This window comes from Nocardiopsis sp. CNZ308, assembly GCF_004217075.1.
The window spans coordinates 4385369-4407858 of the sequence record NZ_SHKJ01000001.1; the positions used below are offsets into that span (position 1 = coordinate 4385369).

16 protein-coding genes are annotated in these 22490 nt (G+C 72.5%); 10 read left to right on the plus strand and 6 right to left on the minus strand.

From position 1 onward, the window contains the following. Positions 1–302 precede the first annotated feature (302 nt). Entirely contained in the window at positions 303–494 is a 192-nt protein-coding gene (locus EV372_RS18920; protein WP_130397058.1) for a DUF397 domain-containing protein, read from the plus strand. 97 nt (positions 495–591) lie between these two features. Here EV372_RS18920 and EV372_RS18925 read toward each other — a convergent pair whose 3' ends face one another. Further along, entirely contained in the window at positions 592–1953 is a 1362-nt protein-coding gene (locus EV372_RS18925) for a glutamine synthetase family protein (RefSeq protein WP_013151975.1), read from the minus strand. Between the two features lie 329 nt (positions 1954–2282). On the opposite strand from EV372_RS18925, the gene EV372_RS18930 reads away from it, so the two are divergent. Continuing rightward, entirely contained in the window at positions 2283–4055 is a 1773-nt protein-coding gene (locus tag EV372_RS18930) for an NAD+ synthase (protein WP_130397059.1), read from the plus strand. A 166-nt stretch (positions 4056–4221) separates the two neighbouring features. Here the strand turns inward: EV372_RS18930 and EV372_RS18935 are convergent, their stop codons facing one another. Both EV372_RS18935 and EV372_RS29125 read right to left on the minus strand, forming a co-directional pair. After that, positions 4222–7221: an AAA family ATPase gene (locus EV372_RS18935; protein ID WP_130397060.1), complete on the minus strand. Its 3000-nt coding sequence runs from the start codon at positions 7219–7221 to the stop codon at positions 4222–4224. 144 nt (positions 7222–7365) lie between these two features. Then, the gene (locus EV372_RS29125; RefSeq protein ID WP_165436004.1) at positions 7366–7539 is read right to left on the minus strand and encodes a hypothetical protein; all 174 of its coding nucleotides are present in this window, start codon (positions 7537–7539) and stop codon (positions 7366–7368) included. A 219-nt stretch (positions 7540–7758) separates the two neighbouring features. Between EV372_RS29125 and EV372_RS18940 the strand changes: the two genes are divergently transcribed. From EV372_RS18940 to EV372_RS18950, 3 genes are all read left to right on the plus strand, one after another. Beyond that, positions 7759–8352: a hypothetical protein gene (locus EV372_RS18940; RefSeq protein WP_130397061.1), complete on the plus strand. Its 594-nt coding sequence runs from the start codon at positions 7759–7761 to the stop codon at positions 8350–8352. A 107-nt stretch (positions 8353–8459) separates the two neighbouring features. Further along, entirely contained in the window at positions 8460–8798 is a 339-nt protein-coding gene (locus EV372_RS18945) for a hypothetical protein (protein ID WP_019610181.1), read from the plus strand. Between the two features lie 395 nt (positions 8799–9193). Beyond that, positions 9194–11035, plus strand: a complete 1842-nt coding sequence (locus EV372_RS18950; protein ID WP_130397062.1) for a carbohydrate-binding module family 20 domain-containing protein — start codon at positions 9194–9196, stop codon at positions 11033–11035. A 445-nt stretch (positions 11036–11480) separates the two neighbouring features. On the opposite strand, the gene EV372_RS18955 is transcribed toward EV372_RS18950, so the two are convergent. Beyond that, positions 11481–14591: a bifunctional [glutamine synthetase] adenylyltransferase/[glutamine synthetase]-adenylyl-L-tyrosine phosphorylase gene (locus EV372_RS18955; RefSeq protein WP_130397063.1), complete on the minus strand. Its 3111-nt coding sequence runs from the start codon at positions 14589–14591 to the stop codon at positions 11481–11483. A 204-nt stretch (positions 14592–14795) separates the two neighbouring features. Beyond that, positions 14796–16220, minus strand: a complete 1425-nt coding sequence (gene glnA / locus EV372_RS18960; protein WP_047867600.1) for a type I glutamate--ammonia ligase — start codon at positions 16218–16220, stop codon at positions 14796–14798. A gap of 351 nt (positions 16221–16571) precedes the next feature. Here glnA and EV372_RS18965 point away from each other — a divergent pair, with 351 nt between their 5' ends. From EV372_RS18965 to EV372_RS18985, 5 genes are all read left to right on the plus strand, one after another. Further along, positions 16572–17051, plus strand: coding sequence for an RDD family protein (locus EV372_RS18965; protein WP_130397064.1), 480 nt, complete (start codon positions 16572–16574; stop codon positions 17049–17051). 284 nt (positions 17052–17335) lie between these two features. Beyond that, positions 17336–18778, plus strand: a complete 1443-nt coding sequence (locus EV372_RS18970) for an LCP family protein (RefSeq protein ID WP_130397065.1) — start codon at positions 17336–17338, stop codon at positions 18776–18778. A gap of 195 nt (positions 18779–18973) precedes the next feature. Then, positions 18974–20356 (plus strand): LCP family protein, encoded by a 1383-nt coding sequence (locus tag EV372_RS18975; RefSeq protein ID WP_130397066.1) that lies wholly within the window; start codon positions 18974–18976, stop codon positions 20354–20356. Between the two features lie 299 nt (positions 20357–20655). Then, a complete protein-coding gene (locus EV372_RS18980; protein ID WP_130397067.1) occupies positions 20656–21306 on the plus strand; it encodes a DUF2975 domain-containing protein in 651 nt (216 codons plus the stop codon). Continuing rightward, a complete protein-coding gene (locus tag EV372_RS18985) occupies positions 21306–21530 on the plus strand; it encodes a helix-turn-helix domain-containing protein (RefSeq protein ID WP_130397068.1) in 225 nt (74 codons plus the stop codon). Before EV372_RS18980 ends, EV372_RS18985 begins: the two co-directional genes overlap by 1 nt. 81 nt (positions 21531–21611) lie before the next feature. Here the strand turns inward: EV372_RS18985 and EV372_RS18990 are convergent, their stop codons facing one another. Beyond that, positions 21612–22337, minus strand: coding sequence for a DUF4191 domain-containing protein (locus EV372_RS18990; protein WP_130397069.1), 726 nt, complete (start codon positions 22335–22337; stop codon positions 21612–21614). Positions 22338–22490: the final 153 nt, after the last annotated feature.

A 22490-nucleotide genomic window follows, 5' to 3' on the forward strand; every position in this document is an offset into this window, starting at 1 on the left:
CAGGCCGTCAGAAAACGGGTCCTCCTTCCGGGTGTGTCCTTCTCCGGGGGAGGGCCCGTGGTTCTCCGCGCGGTGGCCGTGTGCCCCACAGGTACCTGCGGGGGAGGTCGCCCGCCTGGAGTTCGGCGAAGGTCACCATCCGCATGCCGGGGCGGGTGAGCACGGCCCCGCCGCGGGCGAGGAGGACGGTGCCTCAGGCCTTGCTCAGGTCGAGCAGGCTCAAGAGCTGTTCGGGTGTCTCCAGAGCGTTGCCGTCTCCCTGGACCGGTCACTCGAACGGCTCCGAGAAACGAAGCGGGGTTATGAAGATGGATCACTGGACGTGGCGTGAGTCCAGCTACAGCGGTGGCAGCGGCGGCAACTGTCTGGAGGCGGCTGGCACTGCCACGGGAGCCGCCGTGCGTGACACCCAGAACCGGCACCTCGGTCACCTGGAGGCCGACCACCGTGAGCGGATCACCCTCCTGGAAGTCGTGAAGGGCCCCACCCCCTGACCCCTTCGAAGCACCCCTGTTCGCAACACCCCAAAGACGCGCCGAGCCCCCCTCCCGGACACCCGGGAAGGGGGCTCGCGTGGAAGGATCACCGGCTCTACAGGGTCGGCAGGTACCTGTGCAGCTCGTACGGCGTCACCTGGCGGCGGTAGTCGTGCCACTCCGCCTTCTTGTTGCGCAGGAAGAAGTCGAAGACGTGCTCGCCCAGCGTCTCGGCGACCAGTTCACTGTTCTCCATGATCCGCAGCGCCTCGTCCAGGCTCTGCGGCAGCGGCCGGATGCCCAGCGCCCGGCGCTCGGAGTCGGTCAGCGCCCAGACGTCGTCCTCCGCGCCCGGAGGAAGTTCGTAGCCCTCCTCGATGCCCTTCAGGCCCGCGGCCAGGATCACCGCGTAGGCCAGGTACGGGTTGCAGGCCGTGTCCAGCGAGCGGATCTCGATCCGGCTGGAGTTGGACTTGCCCGGCTTGTACATCGGCACTCTCACCAGCGCCGAGCGGTTGTTGTGGCCCCAGCAGATGTAGGCCGGCGCCTCGCCGCCCATGCCCGCCGAAGCGGCCGGGTCGTCCCACAGGCGCTTGTAGGAGTTCACCCACTGGTTCGTGACGGCCGTGATCTCGTCGGCGTGCCGCAGCAGGCCCGCTATGAACCCGCGCCCGACCTTGGACAGCTGGAAGTCCGCCCCCGGCTCGTAGAAGGCGTTGCGGTCGCCCTCGAACAGCGACAGGTGCGTGTGCATGCCCGAGCCCGGGTACTGCGTGAACGGCTTGGGCATGAAGGTGGCGTACACGCCCTGCTCCATCGCCACCTCCTTCATCACGAGCCGGAAGGTCATGATGTTGTCGGCGGTGGTCAGCGCGTCGGCGTAGCGCAGGTCGATCTCCTGCTGCCCCGGTCCGCCCTCGTGGTGGCTGAACTCCACGGAGATGCCCATGGCCTCCAGCATGTTGATGGCGTTGCGCCGGAAGTCGTGCGCGCTGTTGTGCGGCGTGTGGTCGAAGTAGCCGCCGGAGTCGTTGGGCTCGGGCAGCTCACCCAGCTCGGGCATCTTCTTGAGCAGGTAGAACTCGATCTCGGGGTGCGTGTAGAACGTGAACCCCAGGTCGGAGGCCTTGCCCAGGGTGCGCTTGAGCACGTGGCGCGGGTCGGCCGACGACGGCGACCCGTCGGGCATGAGGATGTCGCAGTACATGCGCGCCGTGCCGTGCGGCTCGTTGCGCCAGGGCAGCACCTGGAAGGTGGAGGGGTCGGGCTGGGCCAGCATGTCGGCCTCGTAGACGCGCGCGAACCCCTCGATGGCCGAGCCGTCGAAACCGATGCCCTCGGAGAAGGCCGCCTCCAGTTCGGCGGGGGCGACCGCCACGGACTTGAGGTACCCGAGCACGTCGGTGAACCACAGCCTCACGAACCGGATGTCGCGCTCCTCCAACGTGCGGAGCACGAATTCCTGCTGTCGATTCACGTTCAACCTTCCTCGATGCGGTCGGTGTCCGGGCCCTCCCGGCGTACGGCGGGGCCGGTTCGGACACGGCCTCCCAGGTCCAGTGTGCCGTGCGGATATTTCCGGGGTATTTCCGCACCCGCCGAGGAGCCTGCCCGGTCCGTCACCCGCACACGCATTATGGCCCGTGACCGGGCGTTTCCGGTCATCCTCCCGCCGCCGGCGGCGGGCCCCGCACGGGACCCGCCGCCGTCCCCGGCGTGTGTGCCTTCGTGCCCCGAACAGCCGTGCCCGGTGCCGGGCCGCCGGTCCCACCGCCCCCGAAACATCCTGCGGCTAGGCTCGGGCCCGTGGCACAGCTCAGAATCGCACTGGCCCAGGTCAACCCCACCACGGGCGACCTGGACGGCAACCTGTCCCTCGTCGTCGGCTCCGCGCGCAGGGCCGCAGAGGAGGGCGCCCACCTGGTCGTCCTCCCGGAGATGGTCGTCACCGGCTACCCGGTCGAGGACCTGGCGCTGCGCAACTCCTTCGTGTCGGCCTCGATCAAGGCCACCCGCGCCCTGGCCGCCGACCTGGCCCGGGAGGGCCTGGGCGAACTCCCCGTCGTGGTGGGATACCTCTCCCGCCGCGAGGGCCCGGGCGCCCGCTACGGCCAGCCCGCCGGGGCGCCGCAGAACTCCGTCGCCGTCCTGCACCGCGGCGGCGTCGTCCTCTCCTCGGCCAAGCACCACCTGCCCAACTACGGCGTGTTCGACGAGTTCCGCAACTTCGTCCCCGGCGACACGCTCTCCGTGGTCCGGGTCCGCGGCGTGGACGTCGCCCTGGCCGTCTGCGAGGACCTGTGGCAGGAGGGCGGCCCCGTCACCGCGGCCCGCGCCGCCGGGGTCGGCCTCCTGGTCTCCCTCAACGGCTCGCCCTACGAGCGCCACAAGGACGACGTGCGCCTGGAACTGTGCCAGCGCCGCGCCCGCGAGGTCGGCGCCGCCCTGGCCTACGTCAACATGGTCGGCGGCCAGGACGAGCTGGTCTTCGAGGGCGACTCGCTGATCGTGGACTCCGAGGGGGAGCTGGTGGCCCGCGCGCCCCAGTTCGCGGAGACCCTCCTGGTCGCCGACCTCGACCTGCCCGAGGCCCGACCGGCACCGGACGGTCCGGGCGCGCGGGTGGACGGCCTGCGCATCGTGCGCCACACCGTCTCGGCCGACCCGGTCGCCCCCTACCCGCCGCGGGCGGGCACCGTCACCCCGCGGCCCGACCCCCTCTCCGACACGGGCGAGGTCTACCGCGCGCTGGTCACCGGCCTGCGCGACTACACCGTCAAGAACGGCTTCGGTTCGGTCCTGGTCGGCGTCTCGGGCGGCATCGACTCCGCGCTGGTGGCCACCATCGCGGTGGACGCCCTGGGCGCGGACCGGGTGCACGGCGTGCTCATGCCCAGCGCGCACTCCAGCGACCACTCGGTCGGCGACGCCGAGGAGCTGGCGGGCCGCCAGGGCTTCGCGACCCGCACCATCGCCATCGCCCCGGCCGTGGAGGCCTTCACACGCTCCACGGGGGAGGCGGGCGTTCCGCTCACCGGCCTGGCCGCCGAGAACCTCCAGGCCCGCGTGCGCGGCACGCTCCTGATGGCGCTCTCCAACGAGGAGGGCCACCTGGTCCTGGCCACCGGCAACAAGAGCGAGGCCGCCACCGGCTACTCCACGCTCTACGGCGACTCCGTGGGCGGGTTCGCGCCCATCAAGGACTGCTGGAAGACCCTGGTCTGGGAGCTGGCCCGCTGGCGCAACGAGGAGGCCGTCCGGCTGGGGCAGACCCCGCCCATCCCGGAGAACTCCATATCCAAGCCGCCCAGCGCCGAACTGCGCCCCGACCAGCTGGACACCGACTCCCTGCCCGACTACACGCAGCTCGACGCCGTTTTGGACGCCTACGTCGGCACGGACAAGGGGGAGGCCGAACTGGTCTTCGCCGGATACGACCCCGAGCTGGTGCGCCGGGTCATCCGCATGGTGGACCGCGCCGAGTACAAGCGCCGCCAGTCCGCGCCGGGCACCAAGATCAGCGCGCGCAACCTCAGCCGGGACCGCCGCGTGCCCATCACCAACCGCTGGACCGTCTGAGCCGGGTTCCACCCGCGTCCTCCGGTGCGCCCGCGTCCGCACCGGTCCCCGGAGCACGCACGACCCGCGGCGCGGAGCCGGTGGGGGCGGTGCGCCCGCGCCCTCCCCCGGCCCCTGTTCCGGGTCCGGTGTGCGTGGGGCCGGGGACTGGGGCCGGGGCCCGCCCCTAGGCCAGGCCCAGCTCCCGCAGCCGCGCCCCGGCCGCGGCCCGGTTGGGCACGTCCAGCTTGGCCAGGATGTTGGACACGTGCACGCTCGCGGTCTTGGCCGTGATGAACAGCCGTTCGGCGATCTGGGCGTTGGTGCTGCCCACCACCAGCAGCCGCGCCACCTCCGCCTCGCGCGCCGTCAGCCCGGCCGGGACGGCGGGCGGGGCCGCGTCCTCCTCCACGCCGGAGCCCATCCTGCGGGCCAGGTCCGCGGCGGCGCCGGCCAGCGGAACCGCTCCGCACTCCCGTGCCGCGGCGTGCGCCTGACGCATCCACGCCACGGCCAGGTCCCGCCGCCCGAGCACCACGGCCGCCTCGGCGGCCCGCAGCCGGGCCCGGGCCAGGTGCAGCCGCATCGGCGTGGCCTCCCAGGCCGCCACCGACCCGCGCCACCGCTCCAGCAGCGCGTCCGGTCCAGCGCCGTCCGCCTCGGCCAGGTGCGCCCCGACGGACGTCCGGTAGGCGTGCTGCGCCGTCCCGTGGGCGGGCATCGGCGCCACCAGCGCCGCCACCAGGTCCCGCACCCGGCGCGCCCGCTCCGCCGTCCCCTCCGGGCGGCCCGGCGCCGCGCCCCGCCGGGCGGCCTCGGCCATCGCCTCCGCCATCGGCCACGTGTACCCGTGCGCGGACTCCAGGGCCAGCCGCTCCAGCGTCCGCTCGGCCAGGACGAGCGCGTCGTCCACGTCCCCCGCGACCAGGTCCGCCTCCAGCAGCGCCAGAAGGGACAGCTGCACGATGTTCATCCGGTGCGAGGCCAGCGCGTCCGCCCGCCCCGACACCCTCATGGTCCGGCGCGCCGCCTCCGGGTCCCCCTGCGCCGCCGCCGTGCGGGCCAGCACCGCGTCGACGTAGAAGCGGTGCTTGCTGGAGGGGTGGGCGCGCAGGACCGTTTCGAGGATCCCGCGGGCCTTGGCCAGGTCCCCCAGCTCGAAGTGGATCTCCGCGCGGTTCTGGTGGTTGAACGTCTTGTGGACGGCGGCCCACCCCATCGCCTCGTGCCGGGCCAGGGACTCCTCCAGGACGGCCAGGCCCTCCTCGTGGTGCCCCAGCTCACGTAGGAAGTGGCCGAGGTTGCCCGCCCCGCGCGCCTCCAGGGAGGGGTCGCGGATCTCGGCGGCGTAGCGGATGGCGGCCTCGATGAGGGGGCGCCCCCCGTCCAGGTCGCCCGCGTCCATGTGCAGGCCGCCCAGGGTGATGCGGGCGTCGGCGGCCGCGCACATGCCGCTCTGCTCGGCGGGGTCGGCGAGGGCGATGGCCTCCTCCGCCAGCGCGCGCGCCGACCTCCCGGACCTCTCCAGCTCCCGCAGCCGCTCCTGTTCCGGCGTGTGGCGCCGGTCGGCGCGGTGCACCGTGCTCTCCCGGGCCAGGATGGACAGCAGCAGGCCGTACCCCGGCATGTGCGGCGGGTGCAGTTCCAGGGCCGCGACCAGGTCGGTGATCCCGCTGCCGCAGGAGTCCGCGGCGCGTGCCAGACCGCGGCGGCGCAGCAGCCCCGCCCGCACGGTCAGCGTGTGGTCGTCGCCCCCGTCCTCGGGGAGGGCGGCCAGGGCCTCGTCGGCCAGTTCGAGGGCGCGCCTGGCGCGGCCCGCCTCCACGGCGGCCCCCGCCGCGAGGCTGGCCACCTCGGCCCAGGTCCGGCCCTGGACCCGCTCCCGTGCGTCGGGGACGCGGTCCCACAGGGCCAGGACACGCTCCAGCATGTCCAGTTCCTCGCCGTAGGCCAGGGTGTCGCCCGCGCGCACCGCGGCCCACCAGGCGGCCTGGAGGGCGCTGGGCAGCTCCTGTGCGGCGTTGTAGTGGTGGGCCTGTTCGGCGGCCCTGCGGTCGAAGGGGACGGAGTCGGGGTACTCGTCGATGAGCTGGGCGAAGCGCATGTGCAGCCGCGCGTGGGCGCCGGGCAGCAGGTCGCCGTGCACGGCGTCGCGCAGCAGGGCGTGCCGGAAGCGGTATCCGGTCCGGTCGGCGCGCAGGGTGTTGGCGTCGACCAGGGTGTGCAGCGCGGTCTCCAGTTCGCGTTCGGGCAGCCCGGCCGCGTGGTAGAGCATCTCGTGCTCGATGCTGCCCGAGACCGCGCCGACCGAGGCCACGCGCAACACCGACAGGGCGGTGTCGTCGAAGCGGTGCAGGGGTTCCAGCAGCAGGTCGCGGAACTGGTCGGGCACGTCGTGGCCGCTGACGGAGGGGTCGCCGACCGCCGAGGCCAGCGACTCCACGAACAGCGGGACGCCCTCGGTGCGCTGGTACAGCTGGTCCAGTTCGTGGCCGGTGAGCTCGGCGCCCCGTATCGCGGCGGCCTGGGCACCGGCCTCCTCGCGGCTGAGCGGCGCCAGCTCCAGCGGCTCGACCCCGGGCGCGCGCCGCAGTTCGGGCAGCAGGCGGCGCAGCGGGTGGGTGCGGTGCAGGTCGTCGCTGCGGTAGGTGGCCACGAGCTGCACGCCCGGCAGGTCCAGGTTGCGGACGAGGAAGACGAGCAGGTCGCGGGTGGCGCCGTCGGCCCAGTGCAGGTCCTCCAGCACCACGGTGACGCCGCCGTCCTCGGCGGCCTGGGTGAACAGGCGCAGGACCTGCTCGAAGAGGATGCCCCGGTTCTCCGGGCGCAGCACGGGCACCTCGCCCAGCTCGGGCAGGAGCCGGGCGAACTCGCCGGTGCCGCCGGGCGCCGCGGCCTCGAACGCCGCGCGTCCGCGCTCGCGAAGGAGCTGGCGCAGCACGGCGGTGAAGGGGGCGTAGGACAGCCCGTCCACGCCGAGCTGGAGACAGCCGCCGACGAACACCGTTCCCTGGGGCAGGGCCGAGACGAACTCGCCGATTAGGCGGCTCTTGCCCACGCCCGCGTCGCCGCTGACCAGTACCGTTCCGGACGCCTCGGTGTGGGAGCGTCTGGCGTGGTCCCGGAGGAGGCGGAGTTCGCGCTCGCGGCCCACGAAAAGGGTACGACTCTCGGCAAGAACGGGCATAGCGCCCATTATGCCCGCCATGTGCGGCCTTTCCAGGGGGTTTCGCCCGCCGCCCGCCTGCCCGCCGCCCGCTGCCCGCCGCCCGCCGCCGCATGACGCGCGGACGAGTCGGGCCCGGTGCCGCCTCCGCCTCCCGGCACGGCCTCACGCGGCGCGGCCGTAGGAGCGCCGCTGGCGCTGGCGCTCGCGGCGTTCCTTCCTGCGCCGCGCGCGCTCCTCGGCGCGTGCCCGCAGGGCCGCACGTACGTTCTCGGCCTCGCGGACGCGCCGCTCGGTCATCTCACGGGCGTTGGCGTTGAGCAGTTCGCTGTGGAACACGGTGCTTCCCTCTTCACTCGCGCGGCGGAACCGGTGTCCCGCCGTCTGGTCTCCACGTTCTCCCTAAGACCCCGGAGCGCGCATGGGGAGGAATCCCAGTCCTGGGAAGTCTGAGCGCCCCTGCGCCCTAAGACCCGGCCCCCACGGCGTGTCACACCATGCTTCCGAGTGCTCACCCGTAGTTGTCTAGGCGGCAACGACGCACGTGGGAGGCGCGACATGACGCGGAAGTACAGGGCAAAGACGGCGGGCGCGCTCACAGCGGGCGCGCTCACGGCGGGCCTGGCGGCGGCGGGCGCGCTGGGCGCCCCCGCGCCCGCCGCCGCGGAGCCGGTGGAGGGGGAGGGGCGGGTGGGCCTGTTCCTGGAGGCGGGCGAGGCGCCGCGGCCGGGCGAGGAGTTCACGCTGCGCACCACCGTCACCGACGGTCCCGTGGAGGGCGCCCTGCTGGCCCAGCACGTTCCCGGGGAGCTGGAGATCGTCGAGGTCGGGGAGGAGGGGGTGGTCCGGGAGGGGATCGTGAACTGGCGGGTGGCGGTGCCGGAGGGGGAGGAGGCGGTGTACACGGTGCGCGTCCGCGCGCCGGAGGCGACGGGGGAGCGCCTGACCAGCACCGCCTGCCTGCTGCTGGAACGCGACGCCGACCCGGCCGCGTGCGCCAGCGACTCGGTCCAGGTCGCGGAACAGACCGCCATGTCGCGGGTCTCGGAGTACACCGACCCCGCCCACCTGCTGCGGGCGGCGGGGGTGGCTCTGGCGGCGGGGCTGGCCTGGATGCTGTGGCGGCGCAGGAGGGCGCTGTCGCGCGGGTGAGGGGGCGCGCGGGCGGGGAGTCGCGCAGGTGGGGGCGCCGGTTTTGTTACGTCAGCGTGTCATGAACCCGGCGAGGGAAAACTACAGGCCGTAGTAGTGTTTCCGGCATGGACATTCTCTACTCCGCGCTCGTCTTCCTGCACATGATCGGCCTGGCCGGGATCATCGCGGGCTTCCTCATGCAGGTCATCACCGACAACCCCAAGTCGACCAAGGTCCTGCTGCACAGCTCCCTGCTCCAGTTCGTCACCGGCCTGCTGCTGGTCGGGGTGGCCGAGATGGCCGACCTCGGAGAGCTGAACCACGTCAAGATCGCGGTCAAGCTGCTGGTCGCGCTGGCGGTCGTGGTCGTGGGCGTGCTCAACCTGCGCAAGCCCGCCAAGAACCTCGCGATCATCGCGGGCGTGCTCGCCATCGTCAATATCGGCGTGGCCGTCTTCTGGTAGGCCCTCCCGGGGCGGTCCCCGCAGACCGCGCAGGAGCCACCGCCGGCGGCGGCACGAACCGTGCCGCCGCCGGTTTTTTCTGTGTGCGTTTCCGTAATCTTGCGAAGTTTTTCCCACGGACTTCGTGGACTTGCGCGGACGTCGTCCCAGTTCACGGGGGGAGTATCCCCTGGGGCCGATCTGGCGGGGGAGGGCGGCCCGAAACGCATCGCGGCAGGTGGCGGCGGAAACCGTCGCGCTGGGTGAGCGGTGTGACGTCCAGATCAAGACCCGTTCACAAGAGCGTTCCGGTCTGTTAGCTTCGTCACGCTCACGCAAACTCTTGCAAGCACTGCAAGAGAACGGCGGACGGGGCAGTGCCGCCCCGCCGCGCCACCTCCCCCCAAGGAGCGCACATGAAGCCCATCCGACCCGGCGCCGTCGCCGGGGCGGTCCTGATGGGGATCGGCCTGCTGGCCGCCCCCGCGCAGGCCGCCCCCGTCCCGGCGGCCCCGGTCCCGACGACACCGGTCCCGGCAGCCCCCGCCCCCGCCGAGGACGTCCGGGCCGCCGACAACGGCGAGACCATCGTCCAGCTCTTCCAGTGGAACTGGGACTCCGTCGCCACCGAGTGCGAGGAGTTCCTCGGCCCCCACGGCTTCGGCGGGGTGCAGGTCTCCCCGCCCCAGGAGCACGTGGTCATCCCCTTCGCCGAGGGCGGCGACTACCCCTGGTGGCAGGACTACCAGCCGACCTCCTACCGCATCGACAACACCCGGCGCGGCACCGCCGAGGAGTTCCAGGCGATGGTCTCCACGTGTGCCGACAACGGCGTGAGGATCTACGCCGACGCGATCATCAACCACATGACCGGCGACGGCTCGGGCACCGGCAGCGCGGGCACGGAGTGGGCCAAGTACGAGTACCCCGACCTGTTCGGCGACGGCACCGCCTCCCGCACGGGGGAGGACTTCAGCTCCTGCCGGAGGGAGATCAGCAACTGGAACGACAAGTGGGAGGTGCAGAACTGCGAGCTCGTCGGACTGTCCGACCTCGACACCGGTGACCCCGAGGTGCGCGCGCAGATCCGCCGTTACCTCAACGGCCTGGTGGACATGGGCGTGGGGGGCTTCCGCGTGGACGCCTCCAAGCACGTCCCCGAGGCCCACGTCGACGCGATCTTCTCCGACCTGAACGAGGTCCCGGTCTTCGGCGGCCAGCCCGACGTCTTCCACGAGGTCTACGGGGACCAGACCATCCCCTACACCGCCTACGCGCCCTACGGCCGCGTGACCGCCTTCGACTACCAGCGCGACATCTCCAACAAGTTCGCCGGCGGCGACATCTCCGGCCTGGCCCAGCTGCCGGACTACGGCGGGCTCACCGACGAGCAGGCCACCGTCTTCGTCGACAACCACGACACCCAGCGCTACCACCCGACCCTGACCTTCAAGGACGGCGACCGCTACCACCTGGCCGTGGCGTTCATGCTGGCCCACCCCTACGGGCGCCCCGTGGTGATGTCCAGCTACGACTTCGGCTCCAACGTCACCCAGGGTCCGCCCAGCGTCGGCGAGGCGGCGGGCAACCCGGCGGGCTGGATCACCGCCGACACCGACTGCGCCAGCGCCGAGTGGGTCTGCGAGCACCGCCACCCGACCGTCGCCGGGATGGCCGCCTTCCGCAACGCCACCGGCGACACCCCCGTCGTCCAGCGCGCCACCGACGGCTCCTCCCGGCTCGCCTTCGACCGGGGCGACCGCGGCTTCGCCGCCTTCAACGCCACCGGCGGCACCTGGAACCTGACCGCCGACACCGGCCTGCCCGACGGCAGCTACGACAACGCCGCCGGGAGCGGGACCCTCACCGTCGCCGACGGCCGGATCAGCGCCCAGGTCCCCGCCAACGGGGCCGTCGCCCTGCACGTGGGCGGCACCTGCGACGACCCGGCCGAGTGCGGCGGCGGCCCCGGTGAGCCGGGCGAGCCGGGCGAGGTCAACGTCGCCGCCACCGTGGAGACCTGGTACGGCCAGGAGGTGTACGTGGTCGGATCCACCCCCGGGCTGGGGTCCTGGAACCCCCCGAACGGGGTGAAGCTGTCCACCGACGCGTCCACCTACCCCGTGTGGTCGGGCACCGCCCCCATCGGCGCCGACACCGAGTGGAAGCTGGTCAAGATCGACGGCGCGGGCAACGTCGAGTGGGAGTCCGGCGCCAACCGCGTCGGCCCCGCCACCAGCGTCACCTGGCGCGACTGACCCGTGCGCGGCGCCCCGGCCGGGGCGCCGCGCACGGCCCTTCCGGGACGCGCTCCCGGGAGCCGCGAGCCACCCCCACGGGCCGACCACTCCCCGGCCCCGGAGCCCCCGCGTCCGTCTCCTCCGGTGCGGGGGCTCCGTGTCCGACTCCTCCGGCGAGGGGCGCCGCACCGGGAGGGACACGTCTCCGCTCGGGGGTTGTCCACAGGCGCGGGCAGCCTCTGGCGCGGCCCGGGGCGTTCGCGGTTTCCTGGAAAGCGGGGGGTCCCCAGGGGCCGCCGACCTCGGCGTGCCCGCGTCCCGACCGCACCGGCCCCCGGCCTCACGGCGTCCCGCGTCCGCCTCCCGACCGCACCAGACTCCGACCGCACCAGACTCCGACCGCACCAGACTCCGACCGCACCGGCCCCCGACCTCACCGCGTCCCGGAGGCCGGGGACCACCCTCAGTCGTCGTAGAAGACGCGCTCCATCACCGCCCGCGCCCGGCGCGTGGCGCGCAGGTAGGTCTCCGTCAACTGCTCGGCCGGGCCCTCCCGCACGGACTCCGCGTGCTCCCCGCCGCCGTCCTCCCCGTCCTCGCCGTCGCCGCCGGGGCAGCCCATCGCCCCCGCCAGCGCCGCCCGCACCCGCAGGTCCGAGGGCAGCGAGTCCCCGCCCCGGCCGCGCACCAGCATCACCATGCCCCGCACCCGCGACGCCAGCCGCCAGGCCTGACCCAGCACCTCGCCGTCCTCCGCGTCCAGGAGACCGTGCGCCACGGCCGCCTCCAACGCCTCCAGGGTGCCGGTGGTCCGCAGGTCGGGGTACTCGTGCGCGTGGCGCAGCTGGATCAGCTGGGCCACCCACTCCACGTCCGACAGCCCGCCACGGCCCAGCTTGGTGTGCAGCGTCGGGTCGGCGCCGCGCGGCAGCCGCTCCGCCTCCATCCGCGCCTTGAGCTTGCGGATCTCCAGCACCGCCGAGGAGTCGATCCCGCCCTCCGGGTACCGGATCGGGTCGATCAGCCCCGTGAACGCCTCCCGCAGCTGCGGGTCGCCCGCGACCGGCTTGGCCCGCAGCAGCGCCTGGCTCTCCCACACCTGCGACCAGCGCCCGTAGTAGGCCGCGTAGGACTCCAGCGTGCGCACCACCGGGCCGCTGCGGCCCTCCGGGCGCAGGTCGGTGTCCACCTTCAGCGGCGGCTCGGCCGCGGGCATCTCCAGCAGCCGCGCCAGCTCCCGTACGACGGCCAGCGCCTGCTTGGTCGCCGCGCCCGTGTCCACGCCCGGCAGGGGGTCGTGCACGTACATCACGTCCGCGTCGCTGGCGTAGGTGAGCTCACCGCCGCCGAACCGGCCCATCGCCACCACGCACACCCGCGTGAGCGGCTCGTCCCCCGACGCCGCCACCACCCGGTTCTGCGCCAGCCGCAGCGCCGCCTCTATGGTCACCGCCGCGATGTCGGTCAGCGCCGTGCCCACGTCCTGGACCGAGGCGACCTCCAGCAGGTCGGCCGCGGCCGTGCGCAGCAGCTCGCGGCGGCGCAGCGCGCGCACCGCCGACACCGACTCCTCGGCCGTGTCGTACCGGCGCCGCGCCGCCTCCGCCTCCCCGGCCAGCACCTTCGGGTCGCGGCGCACCAGGTCGCCGTCGTCGTCGAACATCGCCACCGCCTCCGGGGCGCGCAGCAGCAGCTCCGTCACGTACCGGCTCGTCCCCAGCAGCCACGCCATCCGCTCGGCCACCCGCACGTCGTCGCGCAGCAGACGCAGGTACCACGGCGTGGTGCCCAGGGCCTCGCTCACCTGCCGGAAGCCCAGCAGACCCGCGTCGGGGTCGGGGGCGTCGGAGAACCAGCCCAGCATCACCGGCAGCAGCGTCCGCTGGATCGCCGCCCTGCGCGAGACCCCCGAGGTCAGCGACTCCAGGTGGCGCAGCGCGCCGCCCGGATCGACGAACCCCAGCGCCTCCAGACGGTCCCTGGCCTGCTCCGGCGACAGCCGCGCCTCCTCGCCCGGCAGCCTGGCCACCGCGTTGAGCAGCGGCCGGTAGAACAGCTTCTCGTGCAGGCGCCGCACCTCCGACGACACCCGGCGGCGCGCTTCGGTCAGCTCCCGCACCGGGTTCGCGGTCATCCCCAGCGCCCGCCCCAGACGGCGCAGCTGGTCGGGGCCCTCCTCGGCGGCCGGATCGGGCATCAGGTGCGTGCGCCGCAACCGCTCCAGCTGCAACAGGTGCTCCAGCCGCCGCAGGAACCGGTAGGCCTCCGCCAGCCCCGCCGCGTCGCCGCGCCCCACGTACCCGTGCTCCGACAGCGCGGCCAGCGCCTCCAGGGTGTTGCCCGACCGCAGCCGCTCGTCGGTGCGCCCGTGCACCAGCTGGAGCAGCTGCACGGAGAACTCGATGTCGCGCAGCCCGCCCGGGCCCAGCTTGAGCTCGTGCTCCGCCTCGCCCGCCGGGATGTGCGCCACCACCCGGCGGCGCATCGCCTGCACGTCCTCCACGAAGTCCTTACGGCCCGCCGCCTCCCACACCATCGGGGAGATGAGGTCCATGTAGGCCCGGCCCAGCTCCGCGTCCCCGGCGATCGGGCGGGCCTTGAGCAGCGCCTGGAACTCCCAGGTCTTGGCCCAGCGCTCGTAGTAGGCGCGGTGTCCCGACAGCGGGCGCACCAGGGGGCCGTTCCTGCCCTCGGGGCGCAGCGCCGGGTCCACCTCCCACAGGGCGCCCTCGGCGTCGGTCTCGGCGGGGACGCGCATCATCGCGGTGGCCAGCCGGGTCGCCGCGCGCATCGCCGCCTGCTCGTCCACCGGCTCCCCGGAACCCGGGCCCGCGCCAGCGTCCTCGTCCGCCTCCCCGGCCACGACCGGCTCGGCCACGAACACCACGTCCACGTCGCTGACGTAGTTGAGCTCGCGGCCGCCGCACTTGCCCATGCCGATGACCGCCAGGCGGCACAGCGCGGCGTCCTCGGGGTGCTCGGCGCGGGCCACCGCCAGCGACGCGTCCAGCAGCGACGCGGCCAGGTCCGCGAGTTCCCCGGCGACCTCGTCCACCGTGCACAACCCGGTCAGGTCGCGCCCGGCCAGGCGCAGCACCCGCCTGCGGTAGGCCACGCGCAGGACGTGCCGCAGGTCCTCCGGCGAGCCGTCGCCGACCACGGCCGGGTCGGCGGTCGGCGCGGGGCTGTGGGGATCGGCGCCCACGGTGTGCAGCAGGCCTCGGCGCACCTCCTCCGTGCCGGGGGAGCGGGCGGCGTCGGCGCCCCGCAGCTCCCGCCAGTCGCCCGGGTGGCGCACCAGGTGGTCGGCCAGGGCGGTGCTCGTGCCCAGCACCCGGCACAGCCGGGCCCGCAGCTCCCGGTCCTCGCGCAGCGCGTCCAGGAGGTCGGCGGGGTCGGGGTCGGACTCCAGGACGCGGATCAGCCCGAGGAGCGCCTGGTCGGGGTCGGGAGCGGCCGCGAGCGAGCCGATGACCTCGCTGTCGGCCCGGGCGTCGAGTCCGGCCTCCTCCACCAGGCGCAGGGCCCGGGTGCTGTCGCTGAAACCGCGCCTGGCGAGCGCGCCTGCCGTCATGTTCGTCGTTCCGTCCCTCACCACGTGTTCAACGGTAACGGTCCGGCCGGTGAGCGGGTCCGGTGCCCCGAACCGGTTCGGCCCTCGGCGCCCGGGGCGAACCGTCCCGCGCACCCGGAACCGGGTCGGGGCCGGTACCCGAACGGATACCGGCCCCGATGGGGGGAGTGCGCGGCGCGCCCTCCCGGAGCTGCCGTCTACGCCTTAGATGTCGTAGTAGAGCTCGAACTCGCGCGGGTGCGGGCGCAGGCGCAGGGAGTCGATCTCCTCGGTGCGCTTGAAGTCCACGTAGGTCTCGATGAGGTCCTTGGTGAACACGCCGCCTTCGAGCAGGAACTCGTGGTCGGCCTCCAGGGCCTCCAGGGCCTCGTCCAGCGACGCCGGGACGGTCTTGATGGCCTGGGCCTCCGCCGGGGGCAGCTCGTAGAGGTCCTTGTCCACGGGCTCCGGCGGCTCGATCTTGTTCTTGATGCCGTCGATGCCGGCCATCAGCATGGCGGAGAAGGCCAGGTACGGGTTGGCCGACGGGTCCGGCACGCGGAACTCGATGCGCTTGGCCTTGGGGTTGGAGCCGGTCAGCGGCAGGCGGATGCAGGCCGAGCGGTTGCGCTGGCTGTAGACCAGGTTGATCGGGGCCTCGTAGCCGGGCACCAGGCGGTGGAAGGAGTTCACCGTCGGGTTGGTGAAGGCCAGCAGCGCCGAGGCGTGCTTGAGCAGGCCGCCGATGTAGTAGCGGGCCGTGTCCGAGAGCTGGCCGTAGCCGGACTCGTCGAAGAACAGCGGCTCGCCGTCCTTCCACAGGCTCTGGTGGCAGTGCATGCCCGAGCCGTTGTCGCCGAAGAGGGGCTTGGGCATGAAGGTGGCCGTCTTGCCCGCCGCGTTGGCGACGTTCTTGACGATGTACTTGTACAGCTGCACCTTGTCGGCCTGCTGGAGCAGGGTGCCGAACTTGATGCCGATCTCGGCCTGGCCCGCGGTGCCGACCTCGTGGTGCTGGAGCTCGACCTCGATGCCCGACTCGATCAGCTGCTGCACCATGTCCGAGCGCAGGTCGCTGTAGTGGTCGACCGGCTCGACGGGGAAGTAGCCGCCCTTGTAGCGGGGACGGTAGCCGCGGTTGCCGCCCTCGATGGCCGAACCGGTGTTCCAGGCGCCCTCGATCGAGTCGATCTCGTAGTAGCCGGTGTTGGACCGGGTCTCGAACTTGACGTCGTCGAAGATGTAGAACTCGGCCTCGGGGCCGAAGAAGGCGGTGTCGGCCACGCCGGAGCCGCGCAGGTAGGCCTCGGCCTTGCGGGCGACGTTGCGCGGGTCGCGGCTGTAGGACTCCAGGGTCAGCGGGTCGTGGACGAAGAACGTCATGTTCAGCGTCTTGTGCTTGCGGAACGGGTCCAGCACGCCGGTGCTCAGGTCCGGCAGCAGCAGCATGTCGGACTCGTGGATGGCCTGGAAGCCGCGGATCGACGAGCCGTCGAACATCTGGCCATCGGTGAACGTCGACTCGTCGACGTTCTCGGTCGGGAGGGTAACGTGGTTCACGCCCCCGAAAAGGTCCGTGAATCGGACGTCGAGGAACTTGACGTCCTCGTCCCGGATGTAGGCGAGCACCTCGTCGACGCTGCTGAACAAAACGAACCTCCGTGCAGGTGGCTGAGACGGTGGACCGGGGTCCGCGCCATCGCGGACACGTCGGATCACGCGCCGTCTCCCGGCTTCGTCTCCGAAGCTAGGAGCGGGTGGTTTCCGCGCCATGTCTCGATTGTTTCCTGTATGTTACGGACCCGGCTGTTGTCGCAGACCACCGGGTCTGACCCGGTGATTCCGCCCTGTAGGGGCCGAAAAGGGACGCTGCGCGGCCCCGTTTGCGGCCCCCGCCACGGACCCCGGCGTGACCTCCGCCATCCTGCACCGAGCGGAGGGTCACAGCCGCTCCGACGCCCCGGGTGCGGGCCCTCCCACCGGGTGGATACCGTGGAAACCATGAGCGACGAGAGCCGGGGCTCCGCCACCGCGGCGTCCGGGGACGACTTCCAGTACCGGGGCAACCGGCTCGGCCTGCCCGAGAGCGGACCGGGTTCGGTGCCCGGCGTGATGCGCCGCCTGGTGGGGCTCCTCCTGGACTGGATGCTGTCCCTCGCTCTCGCCTGGGGGGCCTACGGCGTCGGGCTGGTCGGCGCGGACGCCGCCAGCCAGGCGGAGGCCGTCCCGATGGTCAGCAACACCGCCCTGGTCGTCTTCGCGGTCATGAACATCCTCCTGCTCACGCTCTTCGGCACCACCGTCGGCCGCCGCCTGGTCGGCGTGGGCATCACCGCCACCGGCGAGCGCTCCTGGCCCTGGTTCGTGTCCATGACGGTGCGCACACTCCTGCTGTGCCTGGTCATTCCCGCCGTCATCTACGACCGCGACACCCGCGGGCTGCACGACCGGGCCGCCGGGACGGTCGCCACCCGCTACTGAGGCCTCACGGGGGGTTTCCGGCGCCGGGGACACCCGGCACGCGCGTGGGCGCGGCCCTCCCGAGCTGCTGTTAACATCCGTTCATTACTTGGCCCGGGAACGGACCGAAACTCTGAGCGCTCGATTCCCCGCTCTCACGGGGGCCCGTTCGCGCGCGGGAGAATCGGGTCCGGACCCGCGCGGGGACCCGGTCTCCGCCGCGGATCCCGTTCCCACCGGCGGGCCCCGTCCCCGCCGGGGGACCCGGCCGCCTCCCACGCACGCCGCCGCACCCGAAGGTTCGCATGGCTGGAAAACGCTCCGCCCCCCGCCCTCCGTCCGCCGCCATGCACTCCGTGCGCATGTCCCCGGGGCAGTGGGTCGCCTGCGTGGCCACCGCCCTGGCCATCATCGCCAGCCTCGGCGGCTACGGCTGGTACCAGGGCATCGTCGGCAACATCACCACCGCGCAGGTGGACACCGACGCCTGGGACCGGCCCACCAGCGTCGAGGGCGTGATGAACCTGCTCATCATCGGCTCCGACGTCCGGTCGGGGGACAACGCCAACTACGGCGAGGCCGAGGGCGAGCGCCCCGACACCATGCTCATCGCCAGCATCAACGTGGACAACGGCGCGGCCACGCTGGTCAACCTGCCCCGCGACCTGGTCGTGGACCTGCCCGGCTGCGAGGCCGTGGAGGGCTACGAGGGGATGAACCCGCACAGCGGCATGATCAACTCGGCGATGACCTTCGGCGGGGTGGGCTGCCAGTGGCAGACCGTCGAGGAGGTCACCGACGTGCACCTGGACCACTTCGTCATGATGGACTTCACCGGGTTCAAGGACATGGTGGACGCCATCGGCGGCGTGGAGATGTGCATCCCCGCGCCGGTGGACGACCCCAAGGCGCACCTGACGCTGGACGCGGGGACGCAGACCCTCATGGGTGAGGAGTCGCTGGGCTACGTGCGCTCCCGCTACGGCCAGGGCGACGGCAGCGACCTGTCCCGGATCGACCGCCAGCAGGAGTTCATGGGCGCCATGCTGCGCCAGGTGCTCAGCAGCGAGGTCATGACCAGCCCGGTGACCATCACCAACTTCCTCAGTGCCGTCACCGACTCGGTGACCACCGACGAGGAGCTGACCGTGGAGACGATGACCGACATCGCCATCTCCATGCGCGAGGTGGACCTGGAGCGCATCCAGTTCGTCACCGTGCCCAACGGCCAGCACCCCGCCGACGCCAACCGGCTGGCCATGAGCCAGCCCGCCGCCTCCGAGCTGTTCGCGGCGATCAACTCCGGCGCCTACCTGGAGGACGAGGACCCGGAGGACGAAGGGGAGGAGTCGGAGGAGGGCTCCGGCGACGCGGCCCCCGCCCCCGCCGACGTCTCCGTGCAGGTCCTCAACAACACCGGTGTCACCGGCCTGGCGAACGAGGTCCAGGGCGTCCTGCTGGGGGAGGGCTACGACGTCACCGGTATCGGCGAACCCGCGGTGCGCTTCCCCGAGCTGACCACCGTCTACTACGCTCCGGGTGAGGCGGCCGCCGCCGAACTGCTGGCGGGTTCGCTGGAGAACGCGGTCACCGAGGAGGTCGCCGACCTCCCGCAGACCCTGGAACTGGTCATCGGCCAGGACTGGAACGGCTTCGCGGGCGGAGGCGGTTCGTCCGGGCCCGAGGTCTCCATCACCGAGGACCTGGGCGGCACCACCGCGGCGGGGGCTCAGGAGAGCGCCTGCTGAGGGCCGGTGACCGGCACCCGGTCGTCGGCTCTGATCTGACACGGTACGTACCCGTCCGGTACCATCCGGCCGTTACGTCCGTGTCAGCGCTCGCGCGGTACGCCCTCCCCCACCGACCGGACCAGCCCTTGTCCCATACCGAATCGCAGGTGCCCCTTGGCTCCCAGAAACGCGTCCTCAGCCCTGGCGGGGAAGATGAGTCTCGGCCAGTGGGTGGCGTGCGGGGCGACCGGCCTGCTCATCGCGGCCAGTCTCACCGTGTACGCGGGCTACCGCGACGTCCTCAGCATCGCCACTGAGGAGGTCAACACCGACGCCTGGGGTGACCGTCCGGCCCAGGCGGAGGGCATCCACAACATCCTGCTGCTCGCCACCGACGAGCGCGCCGGTGACAGCGCCGAGTACAGCGTGGTCAACGGTGTGCGCCCCGACGTGCTGGTCGTGGTGAGCATCAACGTGGACGAGGGCGGGGTGACGATGGTCAACATGCCCCGCGACCTGATGGTCCCGATGCCCGACTGCCCGGCCAACGGTGAGAACCCCGGGGTGACGGCGGGCACGGTGGACCAGCTCAACCACGCCATGACCTACGGCGGGATGGACTGCCAGGGCAACACGGTGGAGACGGTCACCGACATCCACCTCGACCACATGGTGATGGTCGACTTCGCGGGCTTCCAGGAGATCGTGGACTCCATCGGCGGCGTGGAGATGTGCGTCCCCCAGCCGATCGACGACCCCAAGGCCCACATCACGCTCGACGCCGGGATGCAGACCCTCAACGGCGAGGAGGCGCTGGGCCTGGCCCGCTCCCGGGCCAGCACGGAGCAGGGCAGCGACCTCAACCGGATCGAGAACCAGCAGCGGATGATGGGCGCCATCCTGCGCAAGGTCACCAGCGGCGAGATCATGTCCAGCCCCGCCACGCTCTACGACTTCATGGGCTCGGTCACCGACAGCCTGGTGACCGACGACGGGTTCACCGTGGACCAGATGACCGAGCTGGCCATCTCGATGCGCGAGGTCGACCTGGGCCGGATGCGGATGGTCACCGCCCCCGTGGTGGACTCTCCCGTCCACGGCGGGAAGCTGGACCTCCAGCAGCCCGCCGCCGACGAGCTGTTCGCCGCGGTCTCCTCCGGTGACGCCCTGCCCGAGGAGGAGGGCGGCGGCGAGGGCTCGGAGGGGGCCGAGGAGCCCGCCGTCGAACCCGCGGACGTGTCCGTGCGGGTGCTCAACGGTACGGGCATCACCGGTCTGGCGAGCCAGGTCGGGACGCTGCTCACCGAGCAGGGGTTCAACGTCACCGGCGAGGGCGACCCGGTCGAGCGGACCCCCGCCGTCACCACGGTCTACCACGGCCCCGACCAGCTCGCGCAGGCCGAGGAGCTGGCCTCGGCGCTCAGCGTGGCCCAGCTGGAGGAGGTCCCCGACTTCGGTCCGGAGCTGGAGCTGGTGATGGGCGCGCAGGACTGGGACGGCCTGGCCACGAGCGGAGGGGGCTCCGGCGGCGGGGGCGACGCCCTGGCGGGTCTGGGCGCCACCAGCGCTGCCGAGGACGAGGTCAGCTGCGAGTAGTCCCTTTCTGAGGGCTTCGGGGCCCCGTGGACGCCGTGCAGGCGTCCGCGGGGCCCTTCGCCCGTACCACGCGGAGTCCGGCGACGGTTCCCGCCGCACCGGGGACGCCGTGCCGGGAGCGCCGCCGGACGAGTGGGCCCCGGGAAGGGCGGACGGGCTCCCGGCGGCGCGCGAGGAGCCTTCGCCGTCCCCCGGTGCCTCTCCCCGGTGTCCCCGGCGGAACGCGGTGCCGCCCCGTGTGACAGGCCCGGGTTTATCGTTTATCGTTAATATCGAAAAACGATAAGAGAAAGGCCGTCATGTCCCTTCGCAAGGCCCTGGACTGGTCCAGGGCGGACTCCGCTCTGCTCCGGTTCGTCCTCGTTGTCCTCCTGGGCTTCCAGGTGGTCCACGGGCTCTTCCTGCTCGCCTGGAGCACCGGTCTCGTCCCCGCCGCCACCAGCGCGGGCCTCAACGTGCTCACGCGGGACCTGCCCTCCGGCACGGTGCCGCGTTCGCCGGACCTCGCCGTGCGCGGCGACGTCACCGTGGAGGGGGCGGACGGCATGGAGATCGCCTTCCACGCCCCCTCGGTGGCCGAGCGCGTCATGCTGGTCGCCCCCGCGCTGCTCACCGCCCTGGCGGCGGGGCTGGTCGCCTATCTGCTGCTGCGCATGGTCCTGACCCTGGACGGGGGAGACCCCTTCGTCCCGGCGAACGTCCGTCGCATGTACGCCATCGCCCTGACGGTGATCACCGGCTCCCTCGCGGTCCCGGCCGCGGAGGCCCTCCTCGGCGCCGTCCTGGAGCACCGGGCGCTGGGCACGGACGCCACCGTGGTGTTCTCCCTCAGCCTGGACCTCGACGGCGGTGTCCTCCCGCTGGTCGCGGTCGGCCTCGTCATCGCCGCCCTCGCCGAGGTCTTCCGCCGGGGCACCCGGCTCCGCGAGGACGTCGAGGGTCTCGTCTGATGCCGCCCGAGGAGGCCGCCGGCGTCCGCGTCCACCTGGACAAGCTCCTGGCCGAACGCGGTATGACCCTCACCCAGCTGGCCGAGCGGGTCGGTGTCACCGTCGTCAACCTGTCGGTGCTCAAGAACGACCGGGCCAGGGCGATCCGCTTCTCCACCCTGGCCGCCCTGTGCCGCGAACTCCGCTGCCAGCCGGGCGACCTGATCAGCTACGACCCCGAGTGAACCGGACCCGGGCACACGCGAGGGGGCCGCCGCACCCGACGGTGCGACGGCCCCCTCGTCCGACTGCGGCCCCGGGCGGGGTCAGCCGCCCATCTGGCCGCGCATGCCCCGGGGCATCTTGGCGTTCTTGGGCATGGGCCCCTTGGGCATCTGCATCTTGGCGGGCAGCGCCTTGAGCCGGTAGTTCAGCTCGGCGGTCCCGGCCTTGTCCAGGTTGCGCGGGAGCCTGACCAGCGTGCGCTGGAGCTTGGAGACCGGCACCTGGTCCTCGCCGTTGCCCACCTTGAAGTCGTAGATGGGCGTGTCGTAGGCGACGCGGGCCACGCGCTTCTTCTCACCGGCGATCAGCGGCTTGAGGCGGCCGGGGTCGCCCTCGCCGACCAGGATCACGCCGGGGCGCCCCACCACGCGGTGCACGACGTCCATCTGCTTGTTGGCCGCCACACCCGGCTCGACCACCCAGTTGCCGCGCATGTTGTCCAGGATCGCCATACCCGCGCCCAGGCGTCCGTCCAGCATCTTGTACTGCACGCGCTGCGCGGAGCGGGTGAAGATGATGAAGCCCACCAGGAAGGCGACCGGCAGACCGGTCAGCGGCCACAGGATCCACGACCCGGTCCAGATGCCGATGCCGACGAACACCGCGAGGATGACCACCGCCGCCGTGACCGCGAGCGGGATGCTGCGCGGACTCTGCTGGTGGACGACCTTGGCGACCATGCCGATCTGCTTGAGACGGCCCGGCTCCTTCTCGGCACCGCCCTTGCCTCGGGCCGTGTTCTGTGAACCCTTGGGCTTTTTCGCCATCGTGCTCTCAGGCAGCTCACGCCGACGCCGGATCGGCGGGGAAGGAGATCCCCCGGCTGCCTTGCCTCCTCTTCGCGGTCGTCGTGGGTGCGGCGCCTCACGGCGCCACCGACGGGCTCCTGTCCACATCAGGATATGTGCGGGTGCCCGTAA